Raw genomic sequence first — 19,719 nt, 5'->3', positions numbered from 1 at the left:
CTGCCGTAGCCGGTGGTTACGGCAGGTCTAGGCGCGTCTCGTCCGACATCGCGTACTGGCGGGCGGCCGACGCCGTCATGCGGCGCATGTGGTGGCGGCGGCACAGGACCTCGTACGCGACCACGGCCGAGGACGCCGTGTCGCCCACCACGACCTGCTCGCCCTCCACGACCATGACCCCGCCCACGGTGCGGGCCTGGTGCGTGGCGCGGCGTCCGCACCAGCACAGGGCCTGCACCTGGAGGATCTCGGTGCGGTCGGCCAGCTCGAGCAGGCGGGCCGAGCCCGGGAAGAGCCGCGTGCGGAAGTCGGTGGTGATACCGAACGCGAAGACGTCGATCTCGACCTCGTCGACCAGGCGCGCGAGCTGCTCCACCTGCGCGGGCGAGTAGAACTGCGCCTCGTCGCACACGAGGTAGTCGATCAGACAGCCGCGAAGCCGCTCGTCCGCGACGAGCTCCCAGAAGTCCGTGTCGTCGTCGACCTCGCGCGCCGTGGTCTCCAGGCCGAGGCGGGAGGAGATGCGCGCGGCGCCGGCGCGGTCGTTGCGCGTGAACACCAGCCCCGTGTGGCCGCGCGCAGCGTGGTTGTAGTCGGTCTGCAGCGCGAGGGTCGACTTGCCGGAGTCCATGGTGCCGCTGAAGAAGACGAGCTCGGCCATGCGGGGATCCTCTCAGTTCGGTGCGTGAGCGCGTCGGGACGCCGCCGGCGGCCTGGTCGCGACCGGCTCAGCCACCGGCGACGGCGACGACCAGCGGGATCGTCATCTCTTCCGGCGTGAACGAGCCGTGCACCCCGAGGAGCCCCAGCGATGGCGGTGTCTGCGTGCTCGAGTCCACGATCGTCAGCCGCCCGCACGGCGCCACGACGACGTCGCCGACCCACGGCAGCACGTGCTCCGCGACCGGCCCCAGCCACCCGGCGTCGACCGCCTCCGAGCGCAGCGCGACGACGGCGCGCGCCCCCAGCACGTCACGCCAGCGGTCGGCGACGTCGGCCGCGGCCTCGGCGTCGTCCGTGTACAGGTGCACGGCACGGGGCTCGCCGCCCACGAGCGCGACGCCCTCGGCGAGCGCGGGCGTGGTCGCCACGTCGAACCGGTCGGCGAGGTCGACCTCGACCTGACCGTGGTCGGCGGTGACGAGCACGAGCGTCCCGGCCGGGACGGACCGCACCAGCCGGGCCAGCTCGCGGTCGAACGCCTCGAGCTCGTCACCCCACTGCCACGACTGCCAGCCGTGATGGTGCCCGGTCTTGTCGACGTCGCCCCAATACAGGTAGGCGAGCCCGGGCGCGCGCAGCGCCCGCACGACGCCGTCGACCCGGGCGCCCAGGGACTCCGCGGACACGTACTGCGCCCCGCGCAGCGCCGCGAGCGTCATACCGGAGCCGGCGAACCGCGACGGCCCCACCGAGGTGACCCGCACTCCCGCCGCGACGAGCCCTTCGAACACGGTCGGCTCGCGCTGCAGCTGGTCCACGGGCACGGGCAGGACGCCCGCGAGCAGCTGCCCGCCTGGCCGCGAGGCCCGGGTCGGGTCGGACTGCTCCGTCCACGACACCATGTTCGCGAGGCCCCCGGTGACGGGGTTGCGCTGGGTGTAGCCGAGCATCCCGGTGCGACCCGGTGCCGTGCCGGTGCCGAACGCGCTGATCGCGGCCGCCGTCGTCGACGGGAAGGTGGTGCGCAGGGCCAGCGTCTCGGGCAGCCGCCCGCGCAGGAACGGCGCGTGGCCTGCGCGCTCGGCGAGGTTGAGCAGCCCCAGCCCGTCGCACAGCACGACGACGACGCGCTCCGCCGCCGGCAGGCCCAGCACCGCGGCGCACTCGGCGGAGGCGAGCCCCAACGACGTCGTCAGACCGACGCCCAGCGCCCCGGCCGCGCCGGGCAGCACCGCTCCGAGGGAGTCGGTGCCGTAGGTGGGGGCGAGCAGGCCTGCGGGCAGCGTGACCGCCGGCGTGGTCACCTCAGGCTCGCCGCGAGGTCGCGGCCGAGAGCTGGCGCGCGAACGCGACCGCGCGGCGCACGGCGTCGGGACCCTCGGCGGCGCCGGAGATGCGCACCACGACGTCGTCGGGCATGAGCTGGCCGGTGAGGCCGTGGTCGGCGTCGCACTGCGGGTCACCGCACGCGGCGGGCTCGAGCTCGATGCGGGAGACGGCGCCCCAGCCGACGACGAGGCTCAGCTCGGACGTGTGCTTGCCGCCCGTCCCGGACCGGTAGGCGGCCGGCTCCGCGACGACGTGCGTGAGGGACACCGAGCGGACCTCGGCGAGGGGCACCGCCTCGGTGGTCGCGGCGGCGGAGGACGGGTTGGCGTCGTCGCCCTCGTGGTCGTCGACGTGCGCGGTGACGAGGCGCGACTCTGTGAGCGCCAGGACCGTCAGGTGGCGGCGCACCTCGGAGTCGAACGTCGTCTCCGCCTGGACCAGGTGGCCGATCACCGGCTCGCCCGCGAGGGCGACATCGAGCACGTCGGCGACAAGCTGCGGGTAGTACCCGGCGCGCACGATCTCCTCGTGCAGCTCGGCGGGCAGGGTCAGGTCGGGGGCGGGACGATCGGAGTGGGACACGCGCACATTCTTCCACCGCGGACACCGCCCTCGGTGGTCGAGCCCGCGGAATCCACCCAGGGGGGCGCCGAAAGGCGTCAGGCCGGCAGGACGCGGCGCAGCGGGTCGCGCCGCTCGGCCGCCGCCCGGCGCAGCCGCACCGCGGCGTGCAGCACGGAGACGCCCTGCTCGGCCGCGACCACGGGGTAGAGCTCGAGCGAAGCGAGCTCGGGCAGGTCGTCGGCCATGACGGACACGCGCGCGACGACGTCCTCGACCGCGTCGACGTCGGCGAGCGGGGCGCCCTGGTACCCGAAGAGGCGCGGGGCGGCCCGCACGGCCCGGACGAGCTCGCGCACGTCGACATCGGTGAGCGGCGCGACGGCGGAGGCGACGTCGCCCAGCAGGTCGACGGCGTCCCCGGCGAGGCCGAACGACACGACGGGTCCGAACAGCGGGTCCTCCACGGACCGCACCACGACGGCGACGCCCGTCGGCGCCATCGACTGCACCTCGAGCACGGGCTCGACCCCGGCGGCGCCCGCGACGGCGGTCATGCGCTCGACGGCCTCGCGCAGCTCGGCGGCTTCGCCGAGGTCGAGGCGCACGCCGCCCAGGTCGGTGCGGTGCCGCAGCGCGGGGCTCGAGCTCTTGAGGGCCACGGGCCAGCCGAGAGCGTCTGCGGCGGCGACCGCCTCGTCGGCCGTGCGAGCCCTCCGGACGGGCCAGGGGCGCAGCCCGTAGCAGCCGAGCAGGTCGGCGGCTGCCGCGCCGTCGAGCAGCACACCGGCGTCAGGGCCGGGGGCCTCGGCCAGCACGCGCTCGACGACGCGGCGGGCGCGGGCGCGGTCGACCCCGGCCGGGCGAGCAGGCGCCCCGTGGTCCTGCCCGCGCCAGCGCGCGTACGCGACCACCTTGCCGAGGGCGGCGACGGCATCCTCGGGCGTCGAGAACGCGGGCACGCGCACCGTGGACCCGTCGGGGGCCGTCGCCGCGAGCTCGTCCGGCATCCCGTGCAGCCCCAGCACCGACACCACGGTGGTGCGCCCGGTGCGCGCCGCCGCCTGCGCGACGGTCCGCGCGACGACGTCGCCGCGCGGCGCCACCACGGGCACGTCGACCACCACGACGACGTCGCACGCGTCGTCGGCGTAGACCGCCTCGACGATGCGCTCGACGTCCTCGGCGGAGCGCTCGGGCCCGAGGAAGTCGCTCGGCGCGGCGACCACGAGCCCGTTCGCCGCGGCCGCCTCCGCGACGAGCGCCACGAGCGCCGCCGAGCTCGCCACGATCCCGACGCGGGCCCCCCGCGGGAGCGGCTGATGGGCCAGCACCTGCGCCACGTCGATGAGCTGGTGGGTGTTCTCGGCGCGGATGACGCCGGCCTGACGCAGCATCTCGTCGAGCAGGGCGCGCGGAGCGTGCGTGACCCGCACCGCATGCCCGGGCGGGACCACCTGGCCAGACCGTCCGGCCACCACGACGACGACGGGCTTCTCCGCCGCGAGCCGCCGCGCGACGCGCGTGAACTTGCGCGGGTTGCCGATCGACTCGAGGTAGAGGCACGCCACCTGGGTGGCGGGGTCGGTGAGCCAGTACTGCATGACGTCGTTGCCGGAGACGTCGGCGCGGTGCCCTGCGGAGACGAGCGCCGAGACGCCCAGGCCGCGCCGCTCGAGCGTCGCCGTCAGGGTCACCGCGGCGGGCGACGACTGGCAGAACAGCCCCACCACACCCGCGGCGGGCGGGCGCTCGGCGAGGCTCGCGTGCAGCCGCGCGCCGGGCACGGTGGTGACGATCCCGTACGACGCCGGGCCGACGACGCGCATACCGAGCCCGTGCGCGGCACGCAGCAGCTCGCGCTGCCGCTCGAGGCCGTCTTGCCCCGTCTCGGCGAACCCTGCGGAGAGGACGACGACGCCGCGCGCGCCCTTCCCGGCGAGGCAGCGCACGGCGGGCACGGCGTCCGCGGCCGGCAGGGCGAGCAGCGCGAGGTCGACCGCCGGGACGTCGTCCCAGGTCGCGACCGCATGGATCTGCGGGGCCTCGGGCACGGGGGCGCCGCCAGGCGGATGGAGCACGAACAGCTCGGTGTCCCCGGGGTCGGCCGTTGCGGCGTCCAGGACGCGCCGGGCGAGCATCGCCGCGCTGGCGTGCCCGGCGGCGTCGTCGGCGGGCACGCGGCCCGGGCCGACCAGCAGCACGCGCCGCGCCGTGAGCAGGGCCTGCATGCTGCGCGCCTCGGCGCGGTGCTCGCGGTCGGCCATCACCTGCCGTGACCGCTCGGTGGGGTCGAGGTCGACGGACACGGTCACCACGCCGTCGTCGAGGTGCTGTCGCACGTCGTAGCCGGCGTCGCGGAAGACGGCGAGCATGGTGCCGTTCTGCGGCAGCACGTCCGCGGTGAAGCGGCGCACGCCGCGCTCGCGGGCAGCCGCGGCGATGTGCTCGAGGAGCACCGAGCCGAGCCCCATGCCCTGCACCGAGTCGGCGATGTTGAAGGCGACCTCGGCCAGGCCGGGCTCGACCACGTCGTAGCGGGCGACACCGATGATGTCCTCGACGCCGGCGTCCTCGGCGTCGGGGCGCACCGCGACGAGCGCGACCCGCTCGGTGTGGTCGACGTGCGTGAACTTCTCGAGCTCGCGGTCGCTCAGGCTGCGCACCGGCGCGAAGAACCGGAAGTACGACGACCGCTCCGACTGGTGCATCTGGAAGCGCTGCAAGGCGTCCGCGTCCGCCGGGCGGATGGGGCGCAGGTGCGTGGTGGTGCCGTCGCGCAGGACGACGTCAGCCTCCCACGCGACGGGGTACGCCGTCGTCTCGCTCACGCGCTCAGGCTATCGGGGCGCGGCCGCGCTCGATCTCGGTGTCCCCAGGCCGGCTGCGCGGGGATACGCTCCCCGCGGGCCGGGTGCCGTGCCCGCCGGGGAGACCGGCGGACGAGACCGGCGGACGCCTGGCAAGGAGGCTGCATGACCACGCGCGGAGCCGTGCTCTTCGGAGCTCTCGGGCTCATCTGGGGCATCCCCTACCTGTTCATCCGGATCGCGGTCGAGGACCTCTCGCCCGCAGTCGTCGTGCTGGGCCGCTGCGTCATCGGCGCGCTCGTGCTGCTGCCCTTCGCGCTCCGCTCGCGCGACGTGCGCGCGGTACTGCGCCGCTGGCCGGTCGTGCTGGCGTACGCGGGCGTCGAGATCGCGACCGCGTGGTGGCTGCTCACCGACGCCGAGCAGCACATCACGTCATCGCTCGCCGGGCTGCTCGTGGCAGCCGTGCCGATCTTCGCGACAGTGCTCGCGCTCGTCCTGCGGATCGACAAACGGCTGCCGGCGATGCGCGCCGCGGGGCTGCTGGTCGGGCTCGTCGGTGTTGCCGCGCTCGCCGGGCTCGACGCCGCCCAGGGCGCGGAGCTGCGGCCCGTGCTGCAGGTGCTCCTCACGGCGCTGTGCTACGCCATCGGGCCCATGATCATCGCCCGGAAGCTCGGCGGGGTGTCCCCCGTGGCCGTGAACGCGGTGGCACTGACGTTCTGCGCCATCGTGTACACCCCGTTCGCCATCGCGACCTGGCCGACGACGCCGCCCTCGGGCGGCGCGGTCGCGTCCGTCGTGGTGCTCGGGCTGGTGCCGACGGCGCTCGCGTTCGTGCTGCTGTTCGCGCTCATCGCCGAGGTCGGACCCGCGCCCGCGACCGTCATCACCTACCTGAACCAGGCGGTCGCACTCATCGCCGGCGTGCTGTTCCTGGGTGAGCCGATCACCACGGGCATCCTCGTCGGGTTCCCGCTCGTGCTCCTCGGCGCATTCCTCGCGACCTGGCGGCCACGCCGTGTCCGCGTCGCGGAGGCCGCGGCGCTCGCGGGCTAGCATTCGCTCGAACGTCCGTCCGAACCCGGGCAGACCCGCCCCGCCGTCGACCCCCGCAGGAGCCGCACTCACCATGGCGCGCAAGACCGCCGCCGTCCCGGCAGAGCCGGTCGACGAGAAGATCGTCGACATCGACGTCGCCTCGGAGATGGAGACGTCGTTCCTCGAGTACGCGTACTCCGTCATCTACGCCCGGGCCCTCCCGGACGCCCGCGACGGACTCAAGCCCGTCCAGCGCCGGATCCTCTACATGATGGCCGACATGGGCCTGCGGCCCGACCGCCCGCACGTGAAGTCGTCGCGCGTGGTCGGCGAGGTCATGGGCAAGCTCCACCCGCACGGTGACGCCGCGATCTACGACGCGCTCGTGCGCCTCGCGCAGGACTTCTCGCTGCGCCTGCCGCTTGTCGACGGCCACGGCAACTTCGGCTCGCTCGACGACGGCCCCGCCGCCCCGCGCTATACGGAGGCGCGCCTGGCCCCGCCGTCGACGTCGATGACGGCCGGGCTCGACGAGGACGTCGTCGACTTCGTGCCGAACTACGACAACAAGCTGACGCAGCCCGAGGTGCTGCCCTCGGCCATCCCGAACCTGCTGGTCAACGGGGCGAGCGGCATCGCCGTCGGCATGGCCACGAACATGGCCCCGCACAACCTGATCGAGGTCGTCGCGGCGGGCCGGCACCTGCTGGCGCATCCGGAGGCGACGCTCGAGGACGTCATGCGGTTCGTCCCCGGCCCGGACCTGCCCACGGGCGGCAAGATCGTCGGCCTTGAAGGCGTCCGTGACGCGTACCGCACGGGCCGCGGCACGTTCCGCACGCGCGCGACGGCCCGCATCGAGAACCTCACCCCGCGCCGCCGCGGCATCGTCATCACCGAGCTGCCGTACCTGGTCGGGCCGGAGAAGGTCGTCGAGAAGATCGCCGACGGCGTCAAGACGAAGAAGATCCAGGGCGTCGCGAACGTCCAGGACCTCACGGACCGCGCGCACGGCCTGCGCCTGGTGGTCGAGGTCAAGACGGGCTTCGACCCCGACGCCGTGCTCGAGCAGCTGTACCGCGTCACGCCGCTCGAGGACTCGTTCGGCATCAACAACGTCGCGCTCGTCGACGGGCAGCCGCGCACCCTCGGCCTGCTCGAGCTGCTGCGCGTGTGGGTGGACCACCGCATCGACGTCGTGCGCCGTCGCTCCGCGTTCCGCCTGGCCCGCCGCAAGGAGCGTCTGCACCTGGTCGAGGGGCTGCTGCTCGCGATCGTCGACATCGACGAGGTCATCCAGGTGATCCGCGCGTCGGACGACGCCGGGGCGGCGCGCGAGCGCCTCATGAGCGTGTTCGACCTGTCCGAGGCGCAGGCGACCTACATCCTCGACCTGCAGCTGCGCCGCCTGACCAAGTTCTCCCGCATCGAGCTGGAGAAGGAGCAGTCGGAATTCGAGCGCGAGATCGCCTCGCTCGAGGAGATCCTCGGCTCGGACGAGGTGCTGCGCGGCATCGTCTCCGCCGAGATGGCCGACGTCGCGGCGACCTACGGCACCCCGCGTCGCACCGTGCTGCTCGACTCCGCGGGCGGCGCGACGACGTCGGCCGCCGGGGCGCCCGGCGCTGCGCCGGCCGGGCGCGGGCGCAACGTCGGTACGATCTCGCTCCAGATCGCCGACTCCCCCACCCGCGTGCTGCTCTCCTCGACAGGGCTGCTTGCCCGCACGTCGGGCGACGACGCGGCCGCGCCCGTGGTGCGCGCAGGGCGCCGGCACGCGCACGACGCGCTGCGCGGCGACCTCGCGACGACGTCGCGCGCCGACATCGGCCTCGTGACGTCCGCCGGACGCGTGCTGCGGGTCTCGGTGCTCGAGCTGCCCGCCATCCCGCTGACCGACGGCGCTCCGTCGCTATCGGGGGGCATCCCGCTGGCGGAGCTCGCCGAGCTCAAGGCAGGCGAGGAGGCGCTGGCGGTGGTCTCCCTGGCCGACGACGCGCCGACGCTCGCCGTCGGCACGGCGAGCGGCGTGGTCAAGCGCGTCGCCGCTGGCGACGTGCCCAGCAACAAGGACGAGTGGGACGTCATCGCGCTCAAGGACGGCGACACCGTCGTGGGCGCCGCTCCCGTGGACGAGGACGACGAGCTCGTGTTCGTCTCCTCGGACGCGAGCCTGCTCCACTTCGAGGCCTCCGCGGTGCGCCCGCAGGGCCGCGCGGCGGGCGGCATGGCCGGCATCAAGCTGGCGGCCGGGCAGAGCGTCGTGTTCTTCGGCGCGGCGCGGGCCGCGCTGCGTCCGGAGCTCGCCGTCGTGACGATCGCCGGCTCGGCCTCGCAGCTGCCCGGCGTGGGCGGCGGCTCGGTCAAGGTCACGCCCTACGAGCTCTACCCCGGCAAGGGCCGGGCGACGGGCGGCGTCCGCTCGCACCGCTTCCTCAAGGGCGAGGACCGTCTGGTCCTGGCCTGGGTCGGCGAGGGCCCGGCGCGCGCGGTCGGTGGCGCGGGCCAACCGGTCGAGCTGCCGGCCCCGGACCACCGCCGCGACGGCTCGGGCACCCCGCTCCCGGGTCCGATCGCCGCGCTGGGCTGAGGTTCGGGCCTCAGGGCTCAGGCCCTCACGTCGGCGACGGAGTGCGGGAAGCGGGTCGGGGTGAAGTGGACGGCTCCCGCCGGTACCTGCCACGGCATGACGCGCAGGCGGAACCGGCCCGCGACGACCGCGGGGTCGGCGCTCTTGAGCTCGAGGGCGCGCTCGGGCGGCACGTTGAGGATCGAGACCCCGCGGATCGCGCCCTCGGGATCGCCGGCCGGGCCGGCGGCGAGCAGGTAGCCCTGCTCGTGGAGCCCCGCGAGGAAGTCCAGGTGGGCGTCCTGCAGGGCGTCCGCGGCGGCGTCGTCGAGCACCGGGGCGTCGTCGCGCAGCTCGAGCAGGACGACGGTCCACGCATCGAAGTCCATGCGAATCCCCTTCGAGGTTCTGTGCGGTGATGGTCAGCGCACGCCCCGGCGGGCGCGCCACGAGTCGGTGAGGATCTCGGTGAGCTCCTGCTCGTCGAGGCGGTCCAGCCACGCCCAGACCGACGCCTTCACGGGGAACGTGTCGACGTGGAAGAAGACGTCGCGCTCGGCCGCGAGTGCCGCCTCGGCGTCCGGGTCGAGGGACCAGAACTGCAGGGCCTCGCGGCCGTCGTCGCCGAGGCGCAGGCGCGCGAAGGGATGGCGGCCGATCGCGACGGTGGGGGCGCCGTCGGGCGCAACGCCGGGCTTCGCGCCGGCCAGTGCGAGGCCGATGCGTTGCGCGTCCGCCCAGGTCGTCATCGTGGGCGTCAGTCCCGGTCGACCGCCGCGAGGATCGCCGCCGCGAGCTCGGCCGGCTTGGTGAACATCGGCCAGTGGCCGGTGGGCAGGTCGACGATCTCGTAGTCGTCGAGCGTCGCGAGCTCGCGCACGTACGGGTGGTCCTGGCCCATGAGGGCCTTGAGCTGCTCGGCCGGGTACTCGCACGCGATGACGGTGCCCGGGATGGCCCGCCGCGCCGAGGCGTCCCCGGGGTGATGATGCCCCTCGCGCACCGTGTTGGCCGGCTGCGGGATGGCCCGCTCGCGGAAGTCTGCGCGCAGGTCGTCGGTGAGATCGACGAGGTCCTCGGCCCCCCACTCCTCCCACGGCGGCAGCTCGGTGTCGACGACGTCGGGGTCCAGCTCCGGGTTGATCGCGTGCCCCTCGCCCATGGGCCCGCTGTCGACGTAGACGACCCGCGCGATCCGCTCGGGGCGCCGCCCCGCGGCGTTGTACGCGATCCCGCCGCCGGCCGAGTGCCCGACCAGCACGACCTTCCGCTCGACGGGTACGCCGTCGATCATGCCGACGACGTAGTCGACCTGGTCCTCGAGGTGGATCTGAGAGTTGTCGGCGCCGGGCGTCATGCCAGGCAGCGTGACCGCTTGCACTTCGTGCCCTGCGGCCACGAGGGCTGGGACGACGTCGTCCCATGCGGAGCCGTCGAGATAGAACCCGGGGATCAGCAGGATGTCCATGCCACCGACCCTAGAGGTGACCCCCGACACTCCGCCGCCGGACGCCGGCCGCGAGGAGCGTCTGAGCGGCGATGTACGTGAGCATCACGGCGAACCCGTGGACGCCGGGCGGCAGCGCGTCGATCGCGTCCGGCATCGCCTGCGCGACGCCGAGCAGCCCGTCCGAGACGAGGAACAGCGCACCGCCAATGCCGGCGAGCCGGTCGACGCCGGTCGCGAGCACCGCCATCGTGACCAGCACTGCCCCGTACACCGCCAGCCCCGCGACGAGGCCGATGTTCGCACCACCCTGCGGCAGCAGGACCACGGCGGCCGTGCCGACGATCGCCACGTAGACCACGCCGTACGCGAGGACGACGCCCCGGCGCCGGCGCAAGACGCTGGCCTCGCGGTACGGAGCGAAGGCCAGCACGTAGACGACCTGCGCGCACAGGAACAGCCCCATCAGCACCAGGAACGAGAGGGAGTCCGGCACGAACGACGGCACGACGTCCCCGGCCCACGAGCACAGCAGCGCGACGACGACCAGCTGCACGAGCTGCGGCCGCGGCACCGCCGTCGCGCACCACAGCGCCGCTGCGAGCGGCGGCATGAGCAGCCACTGCGTCACGTTCACCACGCCCGAGCCGCCGGGCACCACCACGTGCGCGGCCAGGTGCACGACGGCGACCACCGCGAAGACGCCGAACCACACGCGGGCAGCGCGGGTGGGCAACCAGGGCTCGAGGCGGCGCAGCAGCGGGTCGAAGAAGGTCGAGGGCAGTGCCCCGCCGGGATCGTTGACCGGTTCGGGATCGAACCCGCGCCCGACGTCGGGCCTGCTTCCGGAGGTGCGGTCGGCCCCGCTCGCGTGAACGTCATCGTGCACGAGCCACAGCCTAGGGCCCGAACCGCCTCCGGCGGGCTGCCCTCGGCGGGCTGCCCCCGGCGGGCTGCCCTCGGCGGGCTGTCCTCGGCGGGCTGTCCTCGGCGGGCTGTCAGGGCTAGAGGGGCCTCAAGCCTCCCCTGGCCCTGACAAGCCCCCGCCGGCGCCTTCCCCGAACTTGTCAGTGCGAGGGCGGCCTATAGCCCCGTGTGGGTCTGACAAGTTGCAAAGCCTGGCGGGCTGTCAGGGACAGGGCGGGGTCGAGGCCGCCCTCGGCCTGACAAGTCGCAAGCGAGTCAGTGCGAGAACGGGCAGCCCGCGCAGCCCGGCGCGCGCTCCACGCGCTCGCCGCCGGCCAGCCCCGTGCAGGCCGTGCACCCCAGCTGCAGGTCCCCCGCCGGGGTCACGATCCCCAGCCGCACCCAGTGCTCGAGCGCCAGCTCCGCGAGCCCTTCGTCCACCCCGAGGTGCGCACCGAGGCGCTCGCCCGGCACGCCCCGGCGCACGGCGTCGAGCACGTCCATCAGTACGCTCACGCGATCATCCGCCCGAGCTGGAACACCGCCACGGCCATGAGCCAGGCGAACGTCAGCTGCACGCCCACGGCGCCCGCCGCCCATCGCCCGCCGAACACGCGCCGCTGCTCCGCCACGGTCGCGAGGCACGGTGTGTACGCCAGCACGAACACGAGGAAGGCGAGTGCCGCCGCGGTCGCGTGCCCGCTCGAGGACTCCTCCAGCGTGGTTCGCAGCCGGTCGCCGAGCGCGCCCGACGGCGACGTGGCCCCTGCGTCCGCGGCGTCGAGCGAGAACGACTGCGCGAGCGACCCGACCACGACCTCCTTGGCGACGAACCCGGTGGTCAGCGCCGAGGCGATGCGCCAGTCGTCGAGCCCGGCCGGCGCGAGCACGGGAGCGATGCCGTCCGCCACGCGGCCGTACACGGAGTCGTGCACCGGCACCTCGCCGACAGTGTGCCCGCCGGTCACGGGGATCGCGCTGAGCAGCCAGACGACGACGAGCGTCCCGGCGATGATCCCGCCGGCCCCCCGCACGAACGCCGCCACCCGCGCCCACGTCGACAGCAGCAGCGGCTTGAGCCGCGGCAGGTGGTAGGCGGGCAGCGCGAGCACGAGCGGACGCGTCTGGCGCAGGTCGCGGAACGCCGTCGAACGCAGCACGAACCCGCCGAGCACCACCAGCAGCCCCGAGAGCACGTACAGCCCGAACACGACCGTCCCCGCCGAGCGCGGGAAGAACGTGCCCGCGACCAGCACGTACACCGTCAGGCGTGCGGGGCACGAGGTCAGTGGCACGAGCAGCCCGGTCAGCAGCCGGCGCCGCGCGTCGGGCATGGTGCGCGTGGCCGCCATCGCGGGCACGTTGCACCCGAACCCGATGACGAGCGGCACCATGGCCCGCCCGTCCAGGCCGATGGCCCGCAGCGCGCGGTCCGCGACGAACGCCGCCCGCGCCAGGTACCCGGAGTCCTCCAGCAGCCCGATCGCGACGAACACGAGCGCGAGCAGCGGTACGAACGACAGCACCGTCCCGACGCCGGTCAGCACGCCGTCGACCACGAGCCCCGACACCCATGCGGGCCCGGGCAGCACGCCGCGCAGCCACGACGCGAGCGGCCCGTTGAAGAACCCGGCGACCGCGCTCACGAGCGGCGACGCCACCACGGTGGTCAGCTCGAACACCGCCCACATAACGGCCAGGAATGCGGGCACGCCCAGGATCGGGTGCAGCAGCACGCGGTCGATGCGGTCCGACGCCGAGCGCACCGGCACCGCCGGCGGCGTCGGCACGGCGGCGGTGAGCACGCGCTGGGTCCACTCGAAGCGGGCGTCGTCGTCGCGCTCCTGCGGGGTGGTGGCCTCGCAGCGGCAGTCGCCGAGCATCTTCTCGACGGCGCCGCCGAGCGCCTCGATGCCGGTCCCGGTCCGCGGGTCGAGGGCGACGACAGGCACCTCGGCCGCATCGGCCAGCGCCTCGAGGTCGGGCATCACGCCGCGCGCGGAGGCGACGTCGAGCATGCTGACGGCCGCGACGACGGGCGTGCCGGTCTCGCACACCTGCGCGAGCAGGTAGAGGGACCGGGCGAGCGCAGACCCGTCGAGGACGACGACGGCGAGGTCCGGCCGCCCGAGCTCGCCGCGGCCTGCGACGAGGTCGGCGGCGACCTGCTCGTCAGGCGAGCGAGGCACCAGGCTGTAGGTGCCGGGCAGGTCGACGACGGCGATGCGCCGGGCGCCGCGCTTCCACGAGCCGGTCTGCAGCTCGACGGTGGTGCCCGGCGCGTTCACCACCGCCTGGCGGGCGCCGGTCAGCGCGTTGAAGAGCGTGGACTTACCCGCGTTGGGGTTGCCGACGAGGGCGATGGTCGGGGTGCCGGCCGCGACCGTGACACCGGGCCCCGGCTCGTGGCAGCTCACGCGCGGGCACCGGCGAGCGCCGGCTCCAGCGGCACGACGCCGATGCACGCGCAGGTGCGCCCGTCGATCGCGAACCGGTCCGACCCGACGGCGATCACCCGCCCGCCGAACGCCCCGCAGTGCACGACGTGGACGACGGCGCCCTCGCGCAGGCCCAGCTCGCGCAGGCGGGCGCGCTCGTCCTCGTCGAGGTCGACCCAGCGCACCTCGGCCGCGGTGCCGGCGGGGCACAGTCGCAGATCCACGGGCCGAACGGTACGCGTGAGGTGAGCCTTACCTGAAGTCCGCTGGCACTTTGTGATCACTCTCACGAGGGGGGCCGCCTCGGAGTGTTCGAGCATCCGGTGCAAGTTCGAGCGCCCGGGCGCTCGAACGCTCGACGGAGGCTCGACCGTGCGGGGTGAGCCCTCGCTGAGCGCCGCCCACTGGACGCTCGTTCCCCGCAATTCGACGCCGCCGTACGCTTCCCTTCGTGACGACCGTGGACGCCGCCCCCTCCGAGAACACCCGCGCCGAGGCCCGCGCGGCCGCCTTGCTCGAGGCGGTGCGCACGCGCGTCGTCGTGGCCGACGGCGCGATGGGCACGATGATCCAGGCGGCCGACCCGACCCTCGAGGACTACGAGGGTCACGAGGGCTGCAACGAGGTGCTGAACGTCTCGCGCCCCGACATCATCGCGAGCGTCCACGACGCCTACCTCGAGGCGGGCGTCGACGCGGTCGAGACCAACACGTTCGGCGCGAACTGGTCGAACCTCGGCGACTACGGCATCGACGACCGCATCCGCGAGCTGGCTCGCGCGGGTGCCGCGATCGCCCGCGAGCGCGCCGACGCCTTCGCCACGGACGACCGCCCCCGGTGGGTGCTGGGCTCGATGGGCCCGGGCACCAAGCTGCCGTCGCTGGGCCACACCACGTACGCGCACCTGCGCGAGACGTTCGCCGAGCAGGCGGCCGGCCTGCTCGAGGGCGGCGCGGACGCGCTGCTCATCGAGACGTCGCAGGACCTGCTCCAGGCGAAGGCCGCGGTCACGGCCGCGCACGACGCGATGGCCGCCGTCGGACGCAATGTCCCGGTGATGGTCTCGGTGACGGTCGAGACCACGGGCACCATGCTCATGGGCTCGGAGATCGGCGCCGCACTGACCGCGCTGCAGTCCATCGGCGTCGACACCATCGGCCTCAACTGCGCCACCGGCCCCGACAAGATGAGCGAGCACCTGCGCTACCTGTCGCAGCACTCCGAGCTGCCGGTCACCTGCATGCCCAACGCCGGCCTCCCCGAGCTCGGCCCGCACGGCGCCACCTACCCGCTCACGCCGGCGGAGCTCGCCGTGGCCCACACCCAGTTCGTCCGCGAGTTCGGCCTCGGCCTGGTCGGCGGCTGTTGCGGCACGACGCCGGAGCACCTGCGCCAGGTGGTCGACGCCGTCCGCGGGGCCGCGCTGCCCGAGCGCCACCCGCAGCGCGAGAACGCCGTCGCCTCGCTCTACTCCCCCACCGACCTGACGCAGGAGCTCAGCTACCTCGCGATCGGCGAGCGCACCAACGCCAACGGGTCCAAGGCGTTCCGGGACGCCTTGCTCGAGGGCCGCTGGGACGACATCGTCGACCTCGCCCGCGCGCAGACTCGCGAAGGCGCCCACCTGCTCGACGTGTGCGTCGACTACGTGGGGCGCGACGGCGTCGCGGACGTCCGCGAGGTCGTCTCGCGCCTCGCCAGCGCGAGCACGTTGCCGCTGGTCATCGACTCGACCGAACCCGCGGTGCTGCAGGCCGGGCTCGAGCTCGTGGGCGGCCGCGCCGTCGTCAACTCGGTGAACTTCGAGGACGGCGAGGGACCCGGCTCGCGGTTCGACACGATCATGCCGCTGGTCCGGGAGCACGGCACCGCCGTCGTCGCCCTCACCATCGACGAGGAGGGGCAGGCGCGGACCACGGAGACGAAGGTCGCGATCGCGTCGCGCCTCATCGACACCTTGGTGCAGAAGTGGGGCATGCGGGTCGACGACATCATCGTCGACGCCCTGACCTTCCCCATCGCCACGGGCCAGGAGGAGACCCGGCGCGACGCCATCGAGACCATCGAGGCGATCCGCCAGATCACCGCGAAGTACCCCGGCGTGCACACCACGCTGGGCGTCTCGAACGTGTCGTTCGGCCTCAACCCGGCAGCGCGCACGGTGCTCAACTCGGTGTTCCTGCACGAGTGCGTCGCGGCGGGCCTGGACTCCGCCATCGTGCACGCGGCCAAGATCCTGCCGCGCACGGCCATCCCTGACGAGCAGTGGGACGCCGCGCTCGCCCTCGTCTGGGACAAGCGCGAGTACGACGCCGAGGGCAACCTCACGCACGACCCGCTGGCCCACCTGCTGGAGCTTTTCAGCGGCGTCGACTCGGCGGCGCTGCGCGACGCGCGCGCAGCCGAGCTGGCCGCGCTGCCTGTCGGCGAACGCCTGGCCCGGCGCATCGTGGACGGCAACAAGAAGGGCCTGGAGGCCGACGTCGACGAGGCGCTCGCCGCGGGCATGAAGGCGCTCGAGATCGTCAACGACAACCTGCTGGGCGGCATGCAGGTGGTGGGCGAGCTCTTCGGCTCGGGCCAGATGCAGCTGCCGTTCGTGCTGCAGAGCGCCGAGGTGATGAAGTCGGCGGTCGCGCTGCTCGAGCCGCACATGGAGAAGGTCGAGGGCGACACGGGGTCGAAGGGCACCATCGTGCTCGCGACCGTGCGCGGCGACGTGCACGACATCGGCAAGAACCTCGTCGACATCATCCTCACCAACAACGGCTACACGGTCGTCAACATCGGCATCAAGCAGCCGATCAGCGCGATGATCGAGGCGGCGGAGGAGCACAACGCCGACGTGATCGGCATGTCCGGTCTGCTGGTGAAGTCGACCGTGGTGATGAAGGAGAACCTCGAGGAGCTCGCGTCGCGGGGGCTCGCCGGCCGCTGGCCGGTCCTGCTCGGCGGGGCCGCGCTCACGCGGACCTTCGTCGAGGACGACCTCGCCGGTGGGTTCCCCGGCACCGTGCGGTACGCGCGCGACGCGTTCGAGGGGCTGCGGCTCATGGATCCGCTGGTGAAGGTCGCCAGGGGCGCCGACCCCGAGTCGGTGGGTCTGCCCCCGCTGAAGAAGCGGCGGCACGCCGCAGTGACGCTCATCGAGACGCCGCTCGAGGACCTGCCGGCGCGCTCCGACGTGGCCGCCGACAACCCGGTGCCCGAGCCGCCGTTCTGGGGCACGCGCATCGTCAAGGGCATGCCGCTGGCCCACTACGCCGCGTTCCTCGACGAGCGCGCCGTCTTCCTGGGCCAGTGGGGTCTGAAGCCGGGCCGCGGCGACGACGGCGCCTCCTACGAGGAGCTGCGCCAGACCGAGGGCCTGCCGCGGCTCGCGATGTGGCTGGACCGGATCCGCACCGAGCGCATCCTCGACCCGTCGGTCATCTACGGATACTTCCCCGCGTGGTCCGAGGGCGACGACGTCGTCATCGGACACCACTCCGGCCCCGACGGCGGGTCGGGCGGCGAGCCGGGCACCGAGCGCCTGCGCTTCACCTTCCCGCGCCAGCGCCGCGACCGGCACCTGTGCCTCGCGGACTTCATCCGCCCGCGCTCGTTCTACGAGGAGACCGGACGCTTCGACGTGCTGCCCGTGCAGCTCGTGACCGTGGGCGACACCGTCGCGCAGCACACCGCGAAGATGTTCGCGGCGAACGAGTACCGCGACTACATGGAGCTGCACGGCCTGTCGGTGCAGCTCACCGAGTCGCTGGCGGAGTACTGGCACTCGCGCGTGCGGGCCGAGCTCGGGTTCGCCGACGAGGAGCCCACGGACGTCGAGGGCCTGTTCAAGCTCGAGTACCGCGGGGCGCGCATGTCGCTCGGGTACCCGGCGTGCCCCAACATGGAGGACCGGCACAAGGTCGTGGAGCTGCTGCGGCCGGATCGGGTGGGCGTCGAGCTGAGCGAGGAGCTGCAGCTGCACCCGGAGGCGAGCACGGACGCTTTCGTGTTCCACCACCCGGAGGCGAAGTACTTCTCGGTGTGACGTTCCCCCAGGGCCCAGCGGAGGAACCCGCCTCGCTCACCGTCGCGCCTGTGGCTCGATGATCGAGCTCGTCACTGCGCCGACGGACCGCTTCTGAGCAGGAACGACGGTGAGCACCCGAAGGCGCTGCCGTGGTGTCGCTGATCGACCCCGACCGGTCAGGTTCTCCGTGCACACTGTCGCCATGGTGCGGGTGGGGCTGTGCGAAGACGATCCGGCGATCCGCAGAACGGTGTCGGAGGGGCTGCGGCTGGGCGGGCACCAGGTCGTGCCCGCGCACGACGGCGGGGAGGCGCTGCGCCTGTTCGGCGACGACCGGACGATCGACGTCATCGTCCTGGACATCGGGCTGCCCGATGCGGACGGCCGTGACGTGTGTGTAGCGCTGCGCAGCGCGGGGCAGCGGGCGCCGGTGCTGTTCCTGACTGCGCTGGACGCGTTGCACGAGCGGCTGGCGGGGTTCGCGGCCGGGGCGGACGACTATCTGGCGAAGCCGTTCTCGGTCGCCGAGGTGACGGTGCGGGTCGAGGCGCTGGCGCGCCGGGGCAGGGGCCTCGCGCCGGTCGGGCCGAGCGACCTCGTGCTCGACCCGACCCGGCACGCGGTCGTGTGCGGGGAGCGGGAAGCGCTCCTGACCGCGACGGAGTTCCGGCTCCTCGCCGCCGTCACCTCGCGCCCGGGGGAGGTTGTCCGGCGGCGGGCGGTGATCGCTGCGGCCTGGCCCGACGGTGCCCAGGTCAGCGATAACACCGTCGACTCCTACGCGACGCGGATCCGGCGCAAGCTCGAGCAGATCGGGTCGCCCCTGCGGCTGCACGGCGTGCGCGGCGTGGGGTACCAGCTGCGGTGAGAAGCCTCCGTGCCCAGCTCGTCTCCTCCACCATCCTGCTCGCGGCTGCGGTCATGGTGGTCCTGGTCGTCGGTACGCAGGCCGTCCTGGAGCTGACCGCGCGCCGGGATGTGCGCGCGGCGTTGACCGACAACCCGCCGGGTGCCATCGCCGTCTACGAGCGTTCCGAGCGGCTGGCGCTGATCGCCACCGTGGTGCTCGGGATCCTGGTCGTCGCGCTGGTCGGGTGGCTGGCGTGGCGGGTGGTGCGCAGGGCGCTCGCCCCCGTGCGGCAGATGGCAGAGCGTGCGGCGGACTGGAGCGAGCGCGACCTGTCCCACCGGTTCGCGCTCGGCCCGCCAGTCACTGAGCTGGCGGCCCTCGGGGCGACCCTCGACCACCTGCTCGACCGGGTGGCACGGGCGATCCTGACCGAGCAGCGGCTGACGTCCGCGCTCGCCCACGAGCTCCGCACGCCGCTGACGGCCATCGCCGCGACGGCCGAGCTGGCCCAGCTCCGGCCCGACGGCGACCCGGCGGTACGCGACGATCTCGCCGTGATCGGGGAAGCTGCCGCGCGGATGTCGACTGTCATCACGACCCTGCTGGAGGTGGCGCGCTCCCCGCAGGCGCGCGCGGGTGGCGCGAGAGCGTCGGTCCCTGACGTCGTCGCCTCGGTGGCACCCGCGGTCGGCTCCCCGCTGCGGTTCGTGACCGACGTCGCGGCCGACGTCACGAGCGTGGCCGCGCCGGCCGGTCTGGTGGTCCGCGCCCTGGCACCTCTGGTCGAGAACGCGGCCCGGCATGCGCGGACCCAGGTGGCCGTCGAAGCGAGGCTCGTCGGCGACCACGTGGAGCTGAGGGTCCGCGACGACGGGGCGGGCGTCGCGCCCGAGCTACGCGAGCGCATGTTCGAGCCGGGGGCGAGCGGCTCCGGAGGGACGGGGCTGGGGCTGGCGATCGCCCGCCGGGTGGCCCGGTCCCTGGGCGGCGACGTCGTCCCGTCCGACGCCGGTACGGGCGCGAGCGAGGCCGGCGGCTGCTTCGTCCTGCTTCTACCGCGCGGCTGACCCCGCCAGCGCGGATCTCC

16 protein-coding genes are annotated in these 19,719 nt (G+C 73.9%); 5 read left to right on the top strand and 11 right to left on the bottom strand.

Features of this window, described 5'->3' with window-relative positions; translation table 11 throughout:
- Positions 1-16: 16 nt before the first annotated feature.
- The 4 genes from ACO4JP_RS08550 to ACO4JP_RS08535 all read right to left on the bottom strand — a co-directional run bounded on the left by ACO4JP_RS08550 (position 17) and on the right by ACO4JP_RS08535 (position 5,384).
- Positions 17-661 carry a thymidine kinase gene (locus ACO4JP_RS08550; RefSeq protein WP_425956952.1) on the bottom strand — a complete coding sequence of 215 codons (645 nt, stop codon included), beginning with the start codon at positions 659-661 and terminating at the stop codon, positions 17-19.
- 67 nt (positions 662-728) lie between these two features.
- On the bottom strand, positions 729-1,967 hold the full coding sequence (locus ACO4JP_RS08545) for an alkaline phosphatase family protein (RefSeq protein ID WP_425956951.1): 1,239 nt from the start codon (positions 1,965-1,967) through the stop codon (positions 729-731).
- A gap of 1 nt (position 1,968) precedes the next feature.
- A complete protein-coding gene (locus ACO4JP_RS08540) occupies positions 1,969-2,574 on the bottom strand; it encodes a DUF5998 family protein (protein ID WP_425956950.1) in 606 nt (201 codons plus the stop codon).
- Positions 2,575-2,651: 77 nt separating this feature from the next.
- Positions 2,652-5,384: a GNAT family N-acetyltransferase gene (locus ACO4JP_RS08535; protein ID WP_425956949.1), complete on the bottom strand. Its 2,733-nt coding sequence runs from the start codon at positions 5,382-5,384 to the stop codon at positions 2,652-2,654.
- A 144-nt stretch (positions 5,385-5,528) separates the two neighbouring features.
- On the opposite strand from ACO4JP_RS08535, the gene ACO4JP_RS08530 reads away from it, so the two are divergent.
- A complete protein-coding gene (locus tag ACO4JP_RS08530) occupies positions 5,529-6,422 on the top strand; it encodes a DMT family transporter (RefSeq protein ID WP_425956948.1) in 894 nt (297 codons plus the stop codon).
- Positions 6,423-6,495: 73 nt separating this feature from the next.
- Positions 6,496-8,994, top strand: coding sequence for a DNA gyrase/topoisomerase IV subunit A (locus ACO4JP_RS08525; RefSeq protein WP_425956947.1), 2,499 nt, complete (start codon positions 6,496-6,498; stop codon positions 8,992-8,994).
- Between the two features lie 17 nt (positions 8,995-9,011).
- Here ACO4JP_RS08525 and ACO4JP_RS08520 read toward each other — a convergent pair whose 3' ends face one another.
- The 7 genes from ACO4JP_RS08520 to ACO4JP_RS08490 form a co-directional block, all read right to left on the bottom strand.
- On the bottom strand, positions 9,012-9,362 hold the full coding sequence (locus ACO4JP_RS08520; protein ID WP_425956946.1) for a YciI family protein: 351 nt from the start codon (positions 9,360-9,362) through the stop codon (positions 9,012-9,014).
- 33 nt (positions 9,363-9,395) lie between these two features.
- The gene (locus tag ACO4JP_RS08515) at positions 9,396-9,722 is read right to left on the bottom strand and encodes a hypothetical protein (RefSeq protein ID WP_425956945.1); all 327 of its coding nucleotides are present in this window, start codon (positions 9,720-9,722) and stop codon (positions 9,396-9,398) included.
- An 8-nt stretch (positions 9,723-9,730) separates the two neighbouring features.
- Positions 9,731-10,441: an alpha/beta fold hydrolase gene (locus ACO4JP_RS08510; RefSeq protein WP_425956944.1), complete on the bottom strand. Its 711-nt coding sequence runs from the start codon at positions 10,439-10,441 to the stop codon at positions 9,731-9,733.
- Between the two features lie 10 nt (positions 10,442-10,451).
- Positions 10,452-11,309, bottom strand: a complete 858-nt coding sequence (locus ACO4JP_RS08505; RefSeq protein ID WP_425956943.1) for a lysoplasmalogenase family protein — start codon at positions 11,307-11,309, stop codon at positions 10,452-10,454.
- 293 nt (positions 11,310-11,602) lie between these two features.
- The gene (locus tag ACO4JP_RS08500) at positions 11,603-11,842 is read right to left on the bottom strand and encodes a hypothetical protein (RefSeq protein WP_425956942.1); all 240 of its coding nucleotides are present in this window, start codon (positions 11,840-11,842) and stop codon (positions 11,603-11,605) included.
- Positions 11,839-13,743, bottom strand: coding sequence for a ferrous iron transport protein B (gene feoB, locus ACO4JP_RS08495; RefSeq protein ID WP_425956941.1), 1,905 nt, complete (start codon positions 13,741-13,743; stop codon positions 11,839-11,841). Before feoB ends, ACO4JP_RS08500 begins: the two co-directional genes overlap by 4 nt.
- Entirely contained in the window at positions 13,740-13,988 is a 249-nt protein-coding gene (locus ACO4JP_RS08490) for a FeoA family protein (protein ID WP_425956940.1), read from the bottom strand. The genes feoB and ACO4JP_RS08490 overlap by 4 nt, the downstream gene beginning before the upstream one ends.
- A 227-nt stretch (positions 13,989-14,215) precedes the next feature.
- Here ACO4JP_RS08490 and metH point away from each other — a divergent pair, with 227 nt between their 5' ends.
- The 3 genes from metH to ACO4JP_RS08475 all read left to right on the top strand — a co-directional run bounded on the left by metH (position 14,216) and on the right by ACO4JP_RS08475 (position 19,699).
- On the top strand, positions 14,216-17,800 hold the full coding sequence (gene metH / locus ACO4JP_RS08485) for a methionine synthase (RefSeq protein ID WP_425956939.1): 3,585 nt from the start codon (positions 14,216-14,218) through the stop codon (positions 17,798-17,800).
- A 169-nt stretch (positions 17,801-17,969) separates the two neighbouring features.
- Positions 17,970-18,650: a response regulator transcription factor gene (locus ACO4JP_RS08480; RefSeq protein ID WP_425956938.1), complete on the top strand. Its 681-nt coding sequence runs from the start codon at positions 17,970-17,972 to the stop codon at positions 18,648-18,650.
- Positions 18,647-19,699 (top strand): sensor histidine kinase, encoded by a 1,053-nt coding sequence (locus tag ACO4JP_RS08475; protein ID WP_425956937.1) that lies wholly within the window; start codon positions 18,647-18,649, stop codon positions 19,697-19,699. Before ACO4JP_RS08480 ends, ACO4JP_RS08475 begins: the two co-directional genes overlap by 4 nt.
- The last annotated feature ends 20 nt before the right edge of the window (positions 19,700-19,719 follow it).

It is taken from the genome of Xylanimonas sp. McL0601 (assembly GCF_049852175.1).
GTDB lineage: Bacteria > Actinomycetota > Actinomycetes > Actinomycetales > Cellulomonadaceae > Xylanimonas.
Note: the sequence above shows the minus strand (reverse complement) of the source record. Positions and strands in the feature narration are given on the sequence as shown.

Coding starts and splice junctions, on each gene's coding strand:
- ACO4JP_RS08550 (WP_425956952.1), bottom strand. CDS start 661: ATGGCCGAGCTCGTCTTCTTCAGCGGCACCATGGACTCCGGCAAGTCG.
- ACO4JP_RS08530 (WP_425956948.1), top strand. CDS start 5,529: ATGACCACGCGCGGAGCCGTGCTCTTCGGAGCTCTCGGGCTCATCTGG.
- ACO4JP_RS08520 (WP_425956946.1), bottom strand. CDS start 9,362: ATGGACTTCGATGCGTGGACCGTCGTCCTGCTCGAGCTGCGCGACGAC.
- ACO4JP_RS08525 (WP_425956947.1), top strand. CDS start 6,496: ATGGCGCGCAAGACCGCCGCCGTCCCGGCAGAGCCGGTCGACGAGAAG.
- ACO4JP_RS08515 (WP_425956945.1), bottom strand. CDS start 9,722: ATGACGACCTGGGCGGACGCGCAACGCATCGGCCTCGCACTGGCCGGC.
- ACO4JP_RS08510 (WP_425956944.1), bottom strand. CDS start 10,441: ATGGACATCCTGCTGATCCCCGGGTTCTATCTCGACGGCTCCGCATGG.